General features: G+C 61.7%; 10 protein-coding genes. 7 read left to right on the top strand and 3 right to left on the bottom strand.

Annotation, left to right across the window (positions count from 1 at the left end; translation table 11 throughout):
• The first annotated feature begins 416 nt into the window (after positions 1–416).
• From BM026_RS08720 to BM026_RS08710, 3 genes are all read left to right on the top strand, one after another.
• On the top strand, positions 417–6,626 hold the full coding sequence (locus BM026_RS08720; protein WP_093528102.1) for a non-ribosomal peptide synthetase: 6,210 nt from the start codon (positions 417–419) through the stop codon (positions 6,624–6,626).
• Between the two features lie 756 nt (positions 6,627–7,382).
• The gene (locus tag BM026_RS08715; protein ID WP_093528099.1) at positions 7,383–8,126 is read left to right on the top strand and encodes an ABC transporter permease; all 744 of its coding nucleotides are present in this window, start codon (positions 7,383–7,385) and stop codon (positions 8,124–8,126) included.
• Positions 8,126–8,839, top strand: coding sequence for an AAA family ATPase (locus tag BM026_RS08710; protein WP_093528097.1), 714 nt, complete (start codon positions 8,126–8,128; stop codon positions 8,837–8,839). The genes BM026_RS08715 and BM026_RS08710 overlap by 1 nt, the downstream gene beginning before the upstream one ends.
• An 8-nt stretch (positions 8,840–8,847) precedes the next feature.
• Here BM026_RS08710 and BM026_RS08705 read toward each other — a convergent pair whose 3' ends face one another.
• The 3 genes from BM026_RS08705 to BM026_RS08695 form a co-directional block, all read right to left on the bottom strand.
• Positions 8,848–10,368, bottom strand: coding sequence for an ArnT family glycosyltransferase (locus BM026_RS08705; RefSeq protein WP_093528094.1), 1,521 nt, complete (start codon positions 10,366–10,368; stop codon positions 8,848–8,850).
• Positions 10,368–12,023 (bottom strand): lipid IV(A) 4-amino-4-deoxy-L-arabinosyltransferase, encoded by a 1,656-nt coding sequence (arnT, locus tag BM026_RS08700; protein ID WP_093528091.1) that lies wholly within the window; start codon positions 12,021–12,023, stop codon positions 10,368–10,370. Before arnT ends, BM026_RS08705 begins: the two co-directional genes overlap by 1 nt.
• Before the next feature lie 174 nt (positions 12,024–12,197).
• Positions 12,198–12,875 (bottom strand): lipopolysaccharide core heptose(II)-phosphate phosphatase PmrG, encoded by a 678-nt coding sequence (locus BM026_RS08695; RefSeq protein ID WP_071492128.1) that lies wholly within the window; start codon positions 12,873–12,875, stop codon positions 12,198–12,200.
• Between the two features lie 275 nt (positions 12,876–13,150).
• Here BM026_RS08695 and BM026_RS08690 point away from each other — a divergent pair, with 275 nt between their 5' ends.
• The 4 genes from BM026_RS08690 to BM026_RS29185 all read left to right on the top strand — a co-directional run bounded on the left by BM026_RS08690 (position 13,151) and on the right by BM026_RS29185 (position 18,467).
• The gene (locus tag BM026_RS08690) at positions 13,151–13,819 is read left to right on the top strand and encodes an ABC transporter ATP-binding protein (RefSeq protein ID WP_092244575.1); all 669 of its coding nucleotides are present in this window, start codon (positions 13,151–13,153) and stop codon (positions 13,817–13,819) included.
• Position 13,820: 1 nt separating this feature from the next.
• Complete coding sequence (locus tag BM026_RS08685; protein WP_093528088.1) at positions 13,821–16,283, top strand: ABC transporter permease; 2,463 nt, start codon at positions 13,821–13,823, stop codon at positions 16,281–16,283.
• Entirely contained in the window at positions 16,273–17,334 is a 1,062-nt protein-coding gene (locus tag BM026_RS08680; protein WP_093528085.1) for a lipocalin-like domain-containing protein, read from the top strand. Before BM026_RS08685 ends, BM026_RS08680 begins: the two co-directional genes overlap by 11 nt.
• Before the next feature lie 137 nt (positions 17,335–17,471).
• Positions 17,472–18,467, top strand: coding sequence for a hypothetical protein (locus BM026_RS29185; protein WP_093528082.1), 996 nt, complete (start codon positions 17,472–17,474; stop codon positions 18,465–18,467).

The following is an 18,467-nucleotide window of genomic DNA, read 5'->3' as shown; positions in this document are numbered from 1 at the left end:
CACACCAGAGTCGGTATTCGAAAGTGTATTTAGCCAGTGGATTTGTCCTACGTATGTAGCGGAAACGAGGGACATAACCTGCCATAAAAACCACGTCATTAATTCGACGTTTCTGAGAGGTAATTCCCACTACGAATAGCCAATGGAGATTTTTAGGTTTAAGTAACTCTTTGATAGATAAGTAAAATATTATCTTTAGAAAGCGTTCGCACAAAAAAGCATCGGCCAGATATAGCCAATGTCCTACAGCTCTTTAATCGTTTCAGCAATGAACCATCAGCCAAGCCCGGTCTATCCATTCGGATGTCCGGGTTTAGGGTGACAGACAGCCCCTGGCCCCCATGCTCCAATCCGGCCCATTCGTCGTAATGGGCACCCCTGCGCGGCCAGTGCCTGACCTCCATGAGAAGGATCTTATGAAGCATTCACCCAGCTTCCCCCTTACCGCCGCCCAGCAGGACATCTGGCTCGACCAACTGCGCGCAGGCGACTCGCCGCTGTACAACATCGGTGGTTATGTGGACTTTGCCGGCGCCATTGACCCCGGCCTGATGCAGCGCGCCGTTGAATGCCTGGTGGCCAGGCACGACGCGTTGCGCACGCAACTGCACAGCGACGCCGACGGCCTGCCTCGCCAGACCTTCGCTGCCACCCTGGCTGTGGACCTGGCGCTGCATGACGTTTCCAAGGCTTGCGACCCGCAGGCCGCGAGCCACGCCCTGATGCAGGCGCAAATGGCCCTGCCTTATGCGATGCAGGGTGCGCCGTTGTTCCGCTTTTTCCTGGTCAAGCTCGACGACGATCACTACCGCCTCGGCACCCAGGCGCATCACCTGATCCTCGATGGCTGGGGCTTCGGTCAGATGCTGCAATCCCTCGCGCAGCTGTACACGGCCCTGGCGCAAGGCCTACAACCGGACTCGCCGGCGCCTTCCTACATCGATTTTATCGACGCAGACCAGCACTACCACGCGTCAGCCCGTTATGCCCGCGACCGCGCCTATTGGCTGGACAAATACCGCTTGATTCCGGAGCCGCTGCTGACCCCACGGCACACGGCCAAGGCCGCGAGCAATACCTTGGCGCAGGCGTTTCCGGTGGCACTGCTCAACCGAATGGAACAGGTGGCCAACCGTTACCAGGCGTCGGCGTTTCATGTACTGCTGGCGGCCCTGTATGTGTATTTCACCCGCACCGCCCAACGCGAGGAATGGGTGGTGGGGGTGCCGATTCTCAACCGTTCCAATGCACGGTTCCGCTCCACCGTCGGGTTGTTCACCCAGGTCAGCGCCGTGCGCTTGCAGTTTGATGAGCAGTCGCCGTTCAGCGCGGTGGTGCGTGGGGTGCGCGACCAGCTCAAGCAGGACTTCCGCCACCAGCGTTTCCCCCTCAGCGAGATGAACCGTGAGTTGGGCCTGCGTCGCAGCGACCGCGGCCAGTTGTTCGACCTGTCGGTGTCCTTCGAGCAGGACGACCATGAACTGCGCTACGGCACGACAGTGGCCCGTGCGGTCAAGGTGTCCAACCATCACGAGCCGCTGCCCCTGGCCCTCCACCTGCGCAGCAACCGTTACCAGGACACCGCTTGCCTGCATTGCGTCTACAACGAGGCGTACTTCCAGCACGATGAAGTGGCGGCCCTGGCGCAGCGCCTGACCTGGCTGCTGGAACAGGGGCTGGAAGACACCGCGCTGACGATCAGCGATTTTTCCCTGGTGACACCCGCCGAGCAGGCGCGGTTGCAGCAATGGAATGCCACCGCCCAGCCTGTCACCCAGCCACACACCCTGCACGCGCGTATCGAAGCCCAGGCCGCGCGCGCACCGGACGCCGTGGCGGCGGTGTACCAGGGGCGGCACCTGAGCTACGCCCAACTCAACCAGCAGGCCAACGCGCTGGCCCATCAACTGCTGGAGCGCGGCGTGCAGCCTGACGACCGGGTGGTGATCCTGGCGCGGCGTGGTCTGGATACGCTGGTGGGTTTGCTGGCGATCCTCAAGTCCGGCGCCTGCTACGTGCCAGTGGACCCGGCCCATCCCGCCGAGCGCCTGAATTACCTGCTGCAAGACAGCGACCCGGTGGTGGTGCTGACCCAACACGATTTGCTGCATCGTTTGCCTCAGTTGACGGTGCCGGTGATCCAGCTCGACCGCCCGACCTTCCACCTGGGCACCAACCCCCGCGTCGCGGTCAGCCCCTCTCACCTGGCCTACGTGATCTACACCTCCGGCTCCACCGGTTTGCCCAAGGGCGTGATGGTCGAGCACCACAGCGTCTCGAACCTGGTGGACTGGCACTGCCGGGCCTTCGACCTGCATGCCGGCAGCCACACCGCCAGCGTCGCCGGTTTCGGTTTTGATGCGATGGCCTGGGAGGTCTGGCCGGCGTTGTGCGTGGGCGCCACGCTGCACCTGCCGCCGGCCCATGATGGCGCCGAAGACATCGACGCGCTGCTCGGTTGGTGGCGGGCACAGCCGCTGGACGTCTGCTTCCTGCCGACGCCCGTGGCCGAATACGTCTTCAGCCAGGGCCTGCACCACCCGACCCTGCGCACTCTGCTGATCGGCGGCGACCGACTGCGTTCTTTCTCCCAGGCGCAGTCCTTCGCCGTGATCAACAACTACGGCCCTACCGAAGCCACGGTGGTCGCCACCTCCGGCCCCATGGCCGTCGGCCGGCCATTGCATATCGGCGCGCCTGTCGCCAATGCCAGGGTGTATGTGCTGGACGCGCAGCAACGGCCGCTGCCCATCGGGGTGGCAGGGGAGCTGTACGTGGGCGGCCAGGGCATCGCGCGGGGTTACCTCAAGCGTCCCGAGCTCAGTGCCGAGCGATTCCTCGACGACCCCTTTACCCAGGGGCGTATGTACCGCACCGGCGACCTGGTACGCTGGCTGCCGGACGGCAACCTTGAGTACCTGGGGCGCAATGACGACCAGGTGAAAATCCGTGGCGTGCGCATTGAGTTGGGCGAAATCGAAACGGCCCTGGCCACGCATCCGCATATTCAGGACGCCGTGGTGCAAGCCCGCGAAGGGCAGTTGCTGGCCTGGTTCGTCCCCCGTGAAGCGGTGCCGATAGAAGCCTTGCGCGCCCACCTGCAAGCATCGCTGCCCGACTACATGCTGCCGGCCGCCTACATGCAGTTGGACGCGTTGCCCCTGACCGCCAACGGCAAGCTTGATCGCAAGGCGTTGCCCGCACCGACCCAAGAGGCGTTCGTCACCCGTTTGTATGAGGCGCCGCACCTCGGCGTGGAAAGCGTACTGGCGCAGATCTGGGCCGAGCTGTTGCAGGTGCAGCAGGTTGGGCGCCACGACCACTTCTTCGAACTGGGCGGGCATTCGTTGCTGGCCGTGCAATTGGTGCAACGCATGCGCCAGGTCGGGTTGCATGCCGATGTGCAGGTGCTGTTCGGCCAGCCGACCCTGGCGGCCCTGGCGGCGGCAAGTGAGCTCAGCGACGTGGACGCCCCCGACCTGGCCGAACTCGACCCTGCCAGCTTTGATCTGATCGTCGCGAGCATTCCCGGCGGCGTGGCCAACGTGCAGGACATCTACCCGCTGGCGCCGCTGCAGGAAGGTTTGCTCTACCACCACATCACCGATGAGCGCGATCCGTATCAGCAGCAGGCGCTGTTCAGCTTTGCGCAGCGCGAGCAGTTGGACGCGTTTGCCCAGGCCCTGCAACAAGTGATCAACCGCCACGATATCCTGCGCACCAGCCTGGTGTGGGAGGCCCTGGAGCAACCGATGCAAGTGGTGTGGTGCCAGGCGCAATTGCGCGTTGAACCGCTGCGCGAGGACCCCGCGCCGCTGGATTTGCGCCAGGCGCCGCTGATGGCCCTGGACTATGCCGAAGAGCCGCAGCACTCGCGTTGGGTTGCGCGGCTGCGTTTCCATCACCTGGTCAATGACGCCACCTCGACCACCCTCCTGATGCAGGAAATCCGCGCTCACTTGCTCGGCCAACAGGCGCAACTACCGGCGTCGGTGCCGTATCGCAATGTGGTGGTGCAAGCTCGTTCGCCGGCACGTCAAGCGGCGCACGAGGCGTTCTTTCGCGAGCAGTTGGGCGATGTCGACGAGCCGACCCTGGCCTTCGGTCTCCAGGAGCGCCAGGCGGATCGGGCGCACACCGAAGAAGCCGAGCGTGGCTTGAGTGACAGCCTCAATCAACGTTTGCGTGCCCAGGCGCGTGGTATGGGAGTGAGCACCGCCAGTCTGTTCCACCTGGCCTGGGCCCAGGTGCTCAGCCGTATCGCCGGCCGCGATGACGTGGTCTTCGGCACCGTGCTGCTCGGCCGTTTGCAGGCGGGCGAGGGTGCCGATCGCGCCCTGGGCATGTTCATCAACACCCTGCCGCTGCGGGTGCGCCTGGCCGGGCGCACGGTGACCGAAGCCCTCACGCATACCCACGCACGCCTCAGTGCCTTGCTTGCCCATGAACAAGCCTCCCTGGCGCTGGCCCAGCGTTGCAGCGGTGTGTCGCCATTGTTCAACAGCCTGCTCAACTACCGCCACACCGACGCCGAGCGTGACCTGACCCTGGTGCCGGGCATTGCCTTGCTCAGCAGTGAGGACATCCTCAGCTACCCGCTGATGCTGACCGTGGACGACACGGTCAACGGTTTCCGGATCAAGGCCAAGGCGCCGCAGCAAATTGGCGCCGGTCGGCTGCTCGACTACCTCGAAACCACACTGATCAACTTGGCGGACACGCTGGACCAGGCGCCACAGACACCTTTGCGCGACGTTCAGGTACTGCCCGCCCGCGAGCTGAAAACCCTGCTGGTGGACTTCAACGCGACCGACACCGACTACCCCGACACCCTCACGGTGCAGGCGCTGTTCGAAGCCCATGCGCGGCATATCCCCCATGCCATCGCCGTGCAGGCCGGCGAGTTGCAACTGACCTACCGCGAACTCAACGAACGCGCCAACCAACTGGCCTTCCACTTACGTGAGCGCGGTGTGCAACAGGACGCCCGCGTGGCGCTGTGCGTCGAGCGTGGATTGGAGCTGGTGGTGGGCCTGTTGGCCATCCTCAAGGCCGGTGGCGCCTATGTGCCGCTGGACCCGGGTTATCCGCGCGAGCGCCTGGCCTACATGCTCCACGACAGCCAACCGGTGGCGCTGCTGGTACACGCCGCCACCCGTGACGTGCCGGGTGACGTGTCGATCCCGGTGATCGACTTCGACCACTGCGCGTGGAGCCAGGCACCTGTCGGCAACCCGCTGGTGCCAGGGTTGAGCGGGGCCAACCTGGCCTACGTGATGTACACCTCGGGCTCCACCGGTACGCCCAAGGGCGTGATGATCGAACACCGTGGCCTCGGCAACCTGATGCACTGGGGCTCGCAGCTGTGCCCCAATGCCGAGGGCGGCGCGCTGTTGCAGCGGGCGCCGTTCAGCTTCGACGGTTCCGTGTGGGAGCTGTTCTGGCCGCTCACCAACGGCATGCGCCTGGTGTTGGCACGGCCCGATGGCCATCGCGAACCGGCCTATCTGGCGCAGGTGATTCGCGAGCAGAAGATCACGGTGATCAAGTTCGTGCCGGCGATGTTGCAGCAGTTCCTTGAGCTGGAAGAGTCCGCGCTGTGTACCAGCCTCACTGATGTGCTGTGCGGCGGTGGCGAACTCACCGAAGCCCTGGCTCGTGGCGTGCAGGCGCGCTTGCCCAAGGTGCGCCTGCATAATGTCTACGGCCCCACCGAAGCCACGGTGGACAGCAGCGCCTGGACCCTGGAACCCGGCGCGCCGGTGCCGGCATTGCAGTTGCCGATCGGGCGGGCGATCAACAACACACGCCTGTATGTGCTGGATGAGCACGATGCGCCGGCGCCCATGGGCGTGAGCGGTCAGTTGCACATCGGTGGGGTCGGCGTGGCGCGGGGTTACCTGGGGCTGCAGCAGATGACCGCCGAGCGTTTTATCGACAGCCCGTTCGTGGTCGGTGATCGCCTGTATCGCACTGGCGACCTGGTGCGCTACCTGCCTGACGGCAATCTGGAGTTCCTCGGGCGTAACGACTTCCAGGTCAAACTGCGCGGCGTACGCCTGGAGCTGGGAGAGATCGAGTCACGGCTGCTGGTGCATCCGGCGTTGCGTGAAGTGGCGGTGTTGATTCGCGATGAACGCCTGGTGGCGTACTTCACCGTGCGTGCCGAGGCGCCGAGCCCGGATGCGTTGCGCGCCCATGTGCTGGAGCAATTGCCGGAATACATGGTGCCGGCGGCGTTTGTGCAGCTCGACGAATTACCGCTCAACCCAGCGGGCAAACTCGACCGCAAGGCCTTGCCGGAGCCGGGGTTGGGGGCGGTGGTGAGCCGAGCCTATGCCGCGCCGGTCGGAGCCGTGGAGAGCTTGATGGCCGGGATCTGGGCTGAGGTGCTGAAGTTGGAGCGGGTGGGGCGACACGATCATTTCTTTGAGCTGGGGGGGCATTCGTTGTTGGCGGTGAACCTGGTGGCGCGGATGCGCAAGGCGGGGGTGGAGGTGGATGCGCGAGCGTTGTTCAGTCATCCGACGGTGGCGCAACTGGCTGGGTGTGTGTTGACGCAGGTGCAGCGGGTGGAGGTGCCTCAGGCGGCTATTCCGCAGTTGGGGCGGCGGCGGCGGATTTGACGGGGCGCCTCAGATCAAAAGCAAGATCAAGAGCGACTCGCTTCGCATCGTAGATACGCTGCTTTTGTCGTCATTACATGGATGAGCGAATTCGGCGTTAGCGTCGCGCAGAGAGCAGGTCTTTAGCATTATGCAGTGCCGTTTGTCGGGTTATTTTTTTCACGTCTGTAGGAATAAGTTCCGTTTTGCAAAATATACCTGCGATGGTGTTGGATTTTTCGATTAGTTGGATAATTTCTAAGGTGTTAAATTTACATGGAATGATTTTTTGAAGCGCGGCTGGTGAGGGTCCTGATGTTTTTGGCAATGGTTGATCTTCCGAAGTTCGTGAGTGAAATTTCCTAAATCTAGTAGTTATGTTTCCCACATAAGATTTTTATTGTTGTTGCGATATTCTCACGCTGGACTAGATTTGGTTTTATTGCTTGATGAAGGGCAGCTTAAAGTCAATGTATGCACAAAGCTGGAGATTTGAGATGAACAGTGAAGTGTTCGGAGCGCTTGTTTATAGTTTCGAAAGTGAAGAAAGGTTCAACCCGTACTCCGGTAATGCAGGTGCGTCAGGCATTCAAGGCGGGTGCGGTGGTAATGGAGGATGTGGTGGGGCGGCAGGTGTAATGGGGGAGGCGGGGCCTGCCATAACTCCATAATAGAGCCTCCATCGACAGAAAAGTAAATTCAGTATTCGCAGAAGCTTGAGTCGTCGATGCTCAGCTCTAGACTAGGCATGATGGTCCCGTTTTCGTGAGGTCAATCATGGACTTTTATTTCGTATCGAGGCCGGCTTTGCTAGCGGCGTTATTCATAAAGGAACAACTCAGAGAACCTGTTGCATTATTTTGGACAGTGGTATCTCCAGTGGTTACCTATTATTTGCTTACCTACGCGCGTGCGCCACTGAGTAGTGAGGCTGTGGATTACCTGTCGAAGACTTCATGGTTTTACGCCTTTGTATCCTCGAATGTTGCACTGTTCGGGCTTGCCTTTTACATAGTTGGTCGAAGGGAAAGTGGTTTTCTTCGGTCTTTTGTTTACACGGATCGTACGAAGGTTGTTTTTTTGATTGGGCAGTTTTCTGCATATTCAGTTGTTTCAATATTGTATTGCTCCGTATTTTATATGCTCACCCGAATTTTTTCAGGGGGGTTTGATGTCGCGGAGTATCTTGTGATCGTAGGGCGGTTTTATGTTTGCTTTCTTCTTTTTTCTATACCCGCGCTGTTGCTGACGCTTGTCCCATTAGGCTTTCAAAATACGAGCACCCTCTTTTCAATTTTGTCCCTTACGATGTTGGCTCTTGGGATCATCAGTATGGGTCCAGTCAGTCCCGCCTTAGCTATAGTCGGTTTTTTTAACCCGATGTGGTGGGCGAATAAGATTATGTTGGACGGCGTGGTTGAATGCGGTTTGGTTTTCTGGGTTGTTGCCATTTCACTTGTGTTTTTGTTTTTAGTGATGTGTCGTTATTTATTAATTAATCCTGTTTGGAGTCGTTATTGATGGCAAGGCTTCTCGTAGACTCTCTTGACGTCAGATATGGAACTCATATCGTGTTTCATAAGGCTTCTCTGACAGTCACTGCCAGCTCCATATCAGGCCTTCTTGGCCCAAACGGCTCCGGCAAAACCACCTTTTTTGATGTGCTGTGCGGCCTGAAGAAAAGAGAGGGTGGTGAAATAAACAGCGCCTTTTCCAAGCTGCTGTACCTGTCACAGATCATCAGCACGCCCCCTGTATTTCGCATGTTCGACATCTTCAAAATGACCATGCTGTTTTGCTCCGACACCAGGGTCACCCAACAACATGCACTCGACAAAATCGAAAAATGGAGCCCCGGCATCGCAGAGCGTTACTGCGAGATCTGGAACAAAAAATCCGCACTCTGCAGCTATGGGGAAAAGCGCTGGTTTTTTACGTTGTCCCTGCTCTGCGCCAACGCGGACCTGGTGATACTGGATGAACCCACGGCGGGTGTGGATCCAGAGTTTCGTTATCACATCTGGCGTTGTCTGGAGGGGGCGGCGGCAGAGGGTGTCGCGGTGTTGGTTTCATCACACAACGTCGATGAAATCGTCGCGCATTGCGATGACTTTTACATGCTGAGCCAAAGGCGCTTCAACCGTTTCACTGATGCGCAAGGCTTCATGGGCGCCTACGACGCCCAAAGCCTGGATGAGGCATTTATCCATGCCGCCAGCCTGCCAAAAGGATAAGACCGCTTCTATTCAGGCAAGGGAACGAACGCCACGTTGCCGTCCTGCCGTTTTTGAAACAAACGCTCGCCATTGTCCGGCTGGGTGGTGATGACCTGGTGATCCGTGCCCAGGTACGCCAACGGCGTCGGATCATCCTTGGAATACTGCGTGACGATGATCGTGCGCTGCGGGTCGAAGGCCTTGCCGCTGGTTTTCTGCAGCCAGGCCATGAACGCCGCGCTGTCGCCCTGGCGCGGGAAGTCCTGGGTCTCGGCCACGTAGTAGAACGGCTCGCCACTGTTTTGCAGGTACATCGGCACCTTGTTGTCCACTTCCACCAGCACCATTTGCCACTTATCCCAAGGCGCGCTTTTGATTGCTTCGGTGCGCACATCCTCGGCCAGGCGGGTGACGCCGCCATTGCCGTTGCTCCATGGATAGGCCACGCCAATGACCAGCAGCATCAACACGGCGGCGCAGGCGAACCCTTTGTACCAGCGCGGCCGGCTGGCGGGCCTGGCTTGCAGGCGTTCGCTGAGCCACCAGGCGCCGAGCAACTGAGCGAAGGGCACCAGTGGCAACACGTAGTAGCTGCGCCGGCTGCCACTGGCGGTGAAGAACACAAACAACAGGCCCAGGCCCCACACCAGCCATCGCACGTTGGGCGGGGTCTGGCGCCAGTGCCGCAGCGCCAGCCACAGGCCGAGCAGCCAGCACGGCAGCCACGGCAGGGTGTAGGCGGGCAGGTAGATCAGGTAGGTGTAGATCGGCCCCATGTGGTCGAAGGGGTCGAAGAATCGCACCACGTTTTCGCGGAATACCAGGGCCAGGCCGCTTTGCCCATAGGTCGGCGCACCGTAGACATGCGACAGCACGAACGGCACGGCATACACCGCGGCGGCGATCAGCAGGGCGAGCACCAGGCGCAGGTTGAGATGCTGCTTGTAGCGCTGCTCGCCGAGCAGGTGCGGCAGCAGGACCAGGCCTGGCAGCACAAAGCCGATCAAGCCCTTGAACAGCGAGGTCACGGCCAGCAACAGGAAAAACACGGTATAGCGACCCAGCCGGGTGTCCTCTGGTCCACGCCAGTACCACCAGACCGCGGCCAGCACGCCACACACCGTCAGCACATCCGCCGTGGCCACCCGCGCCCAGAACAGAAAGTAGAAGGTGGTGGCGAGCATCCAGCCGGCGATCAGCCCGGTGCCTTTGCGCATCAGTTGCTCACCGAGCAGGTAGACCAGCCACACGCTCAGCCAGGCGCCGATCACCGAGGGCAAGCGCAGTGACCACGGCCCGAGGCCACCCATCAGGTGGGCCGTGGCGGTGATCAGCCAGTAGGAGGGCAGGGGCTTGTCGTAATAGGGGGTGCCCTTGAGATAGGGGTCGAAGTAGTCACCGCTTTGCAGCATCTGCAAGGCGATGTTCGCCCAGCGGGTCTCCGGGCCCCACAGGTCGCGTGCGCCGAGGCCGGTGAGCAGCAGCAGCGCGGTGACGCCCAGCAATAGCAGCAGGGCGCCGCGTTCGCTCTTCCACACAGTCGTCATCAGGGCAGGCTCGGATAGATGATCAGCTCGAGATAACCCTTGTAGTAACGTTTACCGCCTGGCGGCAGTTGCCCGGCTTCACGCATTTCACTGGTGCTGTTGACCCGCAGCAGCACGCCCACCGAGCCGTGCTGGCGCGCGTCCTTGAGCCAGGCCTGGACCCCGTCCAGTTCCACTTTGCGCTGCACCGAGCCTGCGTACTGCAAGCCGTAGCGCAGCTCGCCCTCGGTGTCATACAACGCGACTTCCGGTCGTTTCAAGCGCCAGGCCAGGGCGCTGGCACCGCCCAGTTCGTTGCTGAGCAGGGCGTGGGTCTGTTGCAGTTCTTCCAGGTGTTCAAGCACAAACTGGTCGGGCATTTCGTTGTCCGCGATCCATGACGGCATGCTCGCCGGCAACAGGATCACCAGCAGGCCGATGCCCAGTGCAGGCATCGCCCACAGCGTCAGCGGGCGAATCACTTGCAGCAGGTTGGCGAGAATCCACACCAGCAGCACAATGAAGGCCAGGGACAAGCTGAACATCTCGGCGTGGCTGTTGCTGTACAGCGGCCGGGCGATTTGCAGGTAGATCAGGCCGATCATGGCCGCCATGCCGATCATGAAGTTGAACAGGCCATTGAGGCAGATCGTGCGGGCTTTACCCTGCTTGACCAGGTCGATCAGCGTATGGCCCATCAGCAAGGCCAGGGGCAGCAGGCACGGCATGATGTAGGTCGGCAGCTTGCCTCTGCTCAAGCTGAACAGGCCCAGGGGCAGCAGCAGCCACAACGCCAGGAACGTGATCGCCGGCTGGCGCTTTTCCTGCCAGGTCTTGCGCAGAGTCGTCGGCAGCAGTCCCGCCCACGGCAGGCTGGACACGGCGATAATCGGCAGGAAGAACCACCAGGGCCGCACATGCTGCGCGTTGTCGGCGCTGAAACGGCGAATGTGTTCATTCCAGAAAAAGAAGCGCCAGAAGTCGGGTTCCTGAAGATGGATGGCCAGCACCCACGGCAGGCCCACCAATACCGCGACCGCCATCGCCAGCGGGCCATAACGCAGTAGCTCTCCCAGGCGGCGTTGCCAGAGCATGTATGGCACGGCAATCAGCACCGGCAACACCAGGGCCAGGAAACCCTTGGTCATGAAACCCATGGCGCAGGCGAGGCCCACGATGACCCAGGCCCCGAGGCGGCCGCGCAGTGTGGTGCTGTCGAGCGCAAACCACAGGGCTACCAGACTCAGGTTGACCCAAAGCGTGAATTGCGGATCGAGGTTGGAGTACCCCGCCTGCCCGGCCACCAGGCCGAAGCTCAGGTAGAGCAGGGCACAGGCGAAGCTCTTGCGCGGGTCGTTCCACAGGCGACGGGCGATCAGGTAGGCCAGCAGCACGCTCAAGCCGGTGGTCAGCGCCGAGGCGATGCGCACGCCGAACAGGTTTTGACCAAACACCGCCTGGCCCAGGGCAATCAACCAGTAGCCGCCGGCGGGTTTTTCGAAGTAGCGGATGCCCATGAAGTGCGGCACCACCCAGTTACCGCTCTGGAGCATTTCCTGGCTGATCTGGGCGTAGCGGGTTTCGTCCGGGGTCCACAGGCCGTGCAGGCCCAGGGGCAGCAGGTAAAACGCAACGAAGGCCAGCAGTAATACCGTCAGGGATTTTAGTCGGGTCATGCAAACGTCGCTCCCTGACGCTCAGTGATGTAGGTTTCAAGTAATGAATTAATAGTTGGAAAAGTCACAGCGTTCACGCAATTGCAGAAAATATTCATGATGTCCTTATTTAAAAGGCGCAACTAAACATGCCAGAACAGGGCTGTCTTTTTGCTGAACAGGGCGGCGGGTAAGTTAGTGAGTCTGTTTTAGCGCGGCAGGCCAATCCGGGTTGTTGACGATGCCCAGGATCTTCAATTTACCGTTGGGCAATGCCTGCACGAACAATGCGCTGCCGTATTCGGGGAACGCGGCATGGGGGAAGCCCTGGGTTTTTTCGAAGTCGGCGATGCAACCACTGTGGGTGACGAACACCAGGTTGCGGCCGGGGGTCTTTTGACTGAGCAATTCCTCGCCCATGGCCGTGCCGCAGATGGCCTGTTGGCCCGAGGTCAGCTCGTTTTTGTCGAACATGAAACGCAGGGTCTGCGCCGTGCGGATAGCCGGGCTGGCAAGCACATCGCTGGTGTCCATCCCCATGGATTTAAAGGCGTTGCCGAGCTTTTCGGCCTGTTGGCTGCCGTGCACTGTGAGGCCTTCCACCGGGCCCAGGCACGGGTTGGTGGAGCGGTCGCAGCGCTCTTCATGGCGCACCAGTACGATCAGGTCGCCGTCGCGCCACAGCGGCATCACTTGCGAGGTCAGCAGGCGGTCGCCGATGCCCAGGTCCCGTGGCGATGCCGGCCAGAACAGGCTGCAAACCAGCAGCAGGCCAACCACCGCAAGTCCCAGCCAGAGTCGTTGCAAACGCTTGAAAAAGTCCCGGGGCGAGCGCGGTTTGGTCAGGGTAAGGTCAACCACTTCATTCACCATGGGCATTGTTGGCAGTGTTGTATTAGTTAGGCGCAACGTTTTAGCGAATGTCCTTAGTGGGACCAGAGGCTGTCACACGACGGCTGTCTTTTCGCTGAACACCTTGCATGTAAAAAGTTGTGAAAAAGGGCAACTAACAAGTTGCCGACAAGTGATGCTTGGTGGGTAATTTAAAGAGGCGCGGGTGGGCAGCCGGTGAAATCCATGTGAAAAATTTGCGTGGCCTTGGGCGGTAGCCGTTATTCTCGATGGCCGCCCATCAAACGAGTGTTGTCATGTTGCAGGTGCAAGGTGTGACCAAAAGCTATGCCACCCCCCAGGGGCCTTTGGCAGTGTTGGCCGGTGTCGATCTGCACCTGGGCCGGCGCAGCAGTCTGGCGCTGATGGGCGAGTCGGGCAGCGGCAAGAGCACTTTGCTGCACCTGGTGGCCGGGCTCGACCGTGTGGATGGCGGCAGCATCCAGGTGGGCGAGCAGCGCCTTGACCAACTGAGCGAAGCGCAACTGGCCCATTGGCGACGTACCGAAATCGGTCTGGTGTTCCAGCAGTTCAACCTGATCGGCAGCTTGCGGGTCGAGGATAACCTGGCGTTCCAGGCGCGGCTGGCGGGGCGCTTTGACCCGCAGTGGCAGGCGCAATTGGTCGAGCGCCTGGGCCTGGGGGATTTGCTCAAGCGCTACCCGGAACAACTCTCCGGCGGCCAGCAGCAACGGGTGGCGGTGGGGCGCGCATTGGCGTCACGCCCGGGCCTGTTGTTGGCCGACGAGCCCACCGGCAACCTGGACGAGGCGACCAGCGACGAAGTGCTGCAACTGTTGCTGGACCTCTTGCGCGACAGCCCCACCAGCCTGTTGATGGTCACCCACAGCCCGCGCATCGCTGCACGACTGGACCGCCAGGTGGTGTTGCAGCGTGGGCGCGTCCTAGCCGCAGGCGCCGCCTGAGATGGCGGTATTTCAGTGGACCTTGCGCGCGTTGCTCAGCCACTGGCGACGGCATCCCGTGCAGTTTTTCAGCGTGCTCACCGGCCTCTGGCTGGCGACCGCACTGTTGATCGGCGTGCAAGCCCTCAACAGCCAGGCGCGTGACAGCTATGCCCGCGCCAGCCAATTGATCGGCGGCGAACCCCAGGCCAGCCTCGGTGCGCCGGACGGGGCGAGTTTCCCCCAGGCGGTCTTCGCTCAATTGCGCCGCGCTGGTTGGCCGGTGTCTCCGGTGGTACAGGGGCGGGTACAGCTCAAGGGGCAGGAGGATGTACGCCTGCAGTTGATGGGCATCGATCCGTTGTCGTTGCCCGGCAGCGGCGCCGTGGCAGGGCAGCGCTTGAGCCAGGCGCAGATGCTCGCGTTTTTTGATCCGCCGGGGCGTACCTGGATCGCGCCGCAGACCTTGCAGGCCTTGGGGCTGCGCGAAGGCCAGCAACCAACCACCCTGAGCGGTCACCCCCTGCCGCCGCTGCAAGCCCAAGCAGACATGGCGCCCGGCCTGTTGCTCACCGACATCGGTTTCGCCCAGCCCGTGCTGCAGATGCCTGAGCGCCTGTCGCGGCTGCTGGTGGAAAAGGCGTTCGCGGCCAGCCAACCCACGCCGCCCGCCGGGTTGCAACTCAAGCAAGGCGAGGACAATAACCTCGCTCGCCTCACCGAGAGCTTTCACCTGAACCTCGACGCGCTGGGCTTCCTGTCCTTCGTGGTGGGGCTGTTCATCGTGCATGCCGCCATCGGCCTGGCTCTGGAGCAACGGCGCGGGCTGCTGCGCACGTTGCGCGCGTGTGGGGTCAGCGTGCGCCTGCTGATTGTGAGCTTGAGCGTGGAATTGGGCGTGCTCTCGCTGCTCGGTGGTGTGCTGGGCGTCGCCAGCGGCTACCTGTTGGCCAGTCTGCTATTGCCCGATGTGGCCGCCAGCCTGCGTGGCTTGTATGGCGCTGAAGTACCGGGACAGTTGAGCCTCAGCCCGTGGTGGTGGGGCGCGGGGCTGGGCTTGAGCCTGCTCGGTGCGGTGCTCGCCGGTGCCGGCAGCCTGTGGCGGGCGGCGCGCCTGCCCTTGCTGGCGCTGGCCAACGCCCAGGCCTGGCATGAAGCTCACGGTCGCTGGTTGCGTCGTCAAGCGTGGGTGGCCGCCGCTGCGTTGCTGATCGCCGTGCTGGCGCTGTGGCTGGGTAACAGCCTGGCTGCCGGCTTTGTACTGATGGCGGCATTGCTGCTTGGCGCCGCCCTGGGGTTGCCGGTGCTGCTCAACGGCCTGCTCAAGGCCGTGTTGGGGCGTAGCCGTTCGGTGCTCGGCCAGTGGTTTCTCGCCGACTGCCGCCAGCAGTTGCCGGCCTTGAGCCTGGCCCTGATGGCGCTGCTCTTGGCCCTGGCCGCGAACATCGGCGCAGGCTCCATGACCTCGGGTTTTCGTCATACCTTCAACAACTGGCTGGAGCAGCGCCTGACTGCCGAGTTGTATCTCAACCCACAAAGCCCTGCCCAGGCCGAACAACTCGGCACCTGGCTGACGCAACAGCCGTTAGTGCAGGCCGTGCTGCCCACCTGGCAGGTCGCCGTGCAAGTGCAGGGCTGGCCGGCGGACCTGTTTGGCGTGGTCGACGATCCCACCTACCGTCAGCATTGGCCGCTGCTGGAGGCCACGAGCGAACCCTGGGACCAGTTGCAGAAGGGCGACACCTTGATGCTCAGCGAGCAACTGGCGCGCCGGCTCGGGGTGAAACTGGGCGATGCCGTGAACATCCCCACGCCCCAGGGTGTGTGGTCACCGAAGGTGGTGGGGATTTACGCCGACTACGGCAATCCCAAGGGGCATGTGCTGGTCAGCTCACAACATCTGCTGGCGCACTGGCCGACGCTGTCACCGGCGCGTTTCAACCTGCGGGTGTCACCGTCGGACGTGGCGCCGCTGGTACGTGAGGTGCAGCGCGCCTTTGCCCTGGACGACAACCGTATCGTCGATCAGCAACAACTCAAGGGCTGGTCGAGCCAGGTGTTCGAGCGCACCTTCGCCGCCACCGCTGCCCTGAACAGCCTGACCTTGGGCGTGGCCGGCGTGGCGTTGTTCATCAGCCTGTTGACCCAGAGCCAGAGCCGCCTGGGCCAGCTCGCACCGCTGTGGGCATTGGGCGTCACGCGTCGGCAATTGATGCTGCTCAACCTCGGCCAGACCTGGCTGCTGGCGGTGCTCACGTTGGTGCTGGCCGTACCGCTCGGCCTGCTGTTGGCGTGGTGCCTGGATGCAGTGATCAACGTGCAGGCGTTTGGCTGGCGCCTGCCATTGCAGGTGTTCCCGTGGCAGCTGGCGCAATTGCTAGGGCTGGCGATGCTGGCGACCTTGCTGGCGTCGGCCTGGCCGTTGTGGCAGTTGTACCGCAGCCGTCCTGCGGATTTGTTGAGGACGTTTGCCCATGAAGATTAAGCCCCTGTTGGTGGTGTGTCTGTTACTGGCCGCTTGCGACAAAGTGCCCGCGCCACAGGAAAGCTTTGCCGGCCTGGGCAGCGACGCGGCGGACTTTGCCCAGGTGGTACCGGGCAAGGTGTTCAGCTTCCCCGAGGATCATGGCTCCCATGCGGACTTCCGTATCGAATGGTGGTACGTCACGGCCAATCTCAAGGACGCGCAGGGCAATGTATTTGGCGTGCAATGGACGTTGTTTCGCAATGCACTCAAGGCCGGGCCGGTGCAAGCAGGCTGGCATGACTCCACCGTGTGGCTCGGCCACGCGGCCGTCACGTCCGCCACCCACCATTACGCCGCCGAGCGTTACGCACGCGGTGGCGTCGGCCAGGCCGGAGCCCAGGCAGTGCCGTTCAACGCCTGGATCGATGATTGGAATTTCGCCACCCGTCCGGGTGCAATGGGCGCCTTGTCGGACATGCAACTCAAGGCCAGCGGTGCGCAATTCGCCTACGACCTGCACCTGACATCCAGCCGTCCATTGGTGCTGCAGGGCGACAGCGGTTACAGCCGCAAATCCGACCAGGGCCAGGCCTCGTACTACTACAGCCAACCGTTTTTCAACGCCAGCGGCAGCGTCAGCCTTGATGGCCGGGTGTATCAAGTCAGCGGCCCGGCCTGGCTCGACCGCGAATGGAGCAGCCAACCGCTGACCGCCAGCCAGACCGGCTGGGACTGGTTTTCCCTGCACCTGGACCGGGGCGAGCAATTGATGTTGTTCCGAGTACGGCAAACCGATGGCGCGTCCTACCTGACCGGCACCTGGATTGATCGAGAGGGCCATACACAAACCCTGCACAACGCGGATATCCAACTGATGCCGCTGGAAACGACGGCCATAGAAGGGCGCAAGATCCCCACCCGCTGGTCGCTGAAAATCCCCGGCAAGCAGCTGGATATCACCACGCAAGCAGTCAACCCGAATGCCTGGATGAACCTGAGTATCCCGTACTGGGAAGGCCCGGTGCAGTTCGAGGGTGGGGTGGGTTACCTGGAAATGACCGGGTATTAGGGTTGTTTCCGTAGGCTGTATTTCTTTGCTGCGTAGGCAGCTTCCCAAATGTAAATCGCCCCCCCTGGACGTGTGTCCGGGGCCTAGGCGCTTGCTTATATTTCGACGCCATCTTCATTGCTCACCGGATGTGAGGCATGGCGCAAAGCTTTATCAACGACCGCGCGACGGACTATCAGAGCTTGAAAAACCGACTGATGGGCGGTGCCCCGGGCCGCCAGCGTTCCGCTCATTTTGACGTGCTGAATAGACACCTGCGCCCCGGTTTGGTGGCGCCGGGACAACTGGTGATTATTCCCGACAGCCACAGCGTGAATTGCTCGGTCGAGGAGGCCTGGTTGATGCGGCATGCCGAGGAGGTAAGTCGTCACTTGCAGAGGCGTGCAGCGGTCGGTACGGCGGTGATCGACAACTATGACTTGCTGCAGAGTTTCATGGCGACGGGCTCGATAGGCATCGGCAGTGCGACGTCGGCCTGGGCGCGACATCTGGATGACGTGGCGCAGACGCTGGAGGAGATCGAGCGGTTGCATCAGCGCTTGAAGGACGGTGCGTTGGACAGGACGGCGTTTATCCAGCGGCGCCAGGCGTTGTTCCGGCGGTTGGAGGTGCAACTGCAAGGCGCGGCGCGGTTGGGGACGGGGTTGCAGGGTAATGAGTCGTTGAAAAAGGTGTTGGGCCTGTCGACCAGGAGCTATCTGCATAAAGGTGAAATTGCGGGGTATGCGAAGCGGATGCGGGAGATTGCGCAGATGTCGAAGTGGTTGGGCAAAGGGACTTATGTGGGGTTGGCGCTGGACGTGGGGGTGGCGGGGTTGGAGATCAAGGAGGCGTGTGTGGAGGGGCGGGAGGCGCAGTGTAGACGGGCGAAGTATGTGGAGGCGGGGAGGTTGGTGGGGTCAGTGGCGGGGGCCGCGACTCTGGGAGCTTGGGGCGCAAAAGTTGCTGGTCGGGCATGCAAGTTGTTTTTAGGTGTTCGTCTGAAAGGGAATGGTGAACTCGCATGTGGAGTTGTTGGAGGTGTAGCGGGGGGGACGACGGGAGGTGATGCGTTAGGTGATTTCGGTTCATTTCTGGGGGGGGCGGTTATAGAGATCGATGGGGATTTGATATTTCAACCTGAAGGGGCCTGA

Source organism: Pseudomonas sp. NFPP24 (genome assembly GCF_900112095.1).
GTDB lineage: Bacteria > Pseudomonadota > Gammaproteobacteria > Pseudomonadales > Pseudomonadaceae > Aquipseudomonas > Aquipseudomonas extremorientalis.
This window is presented reverse-complemented; position numbering and strand designations above follow the sequence as displayed.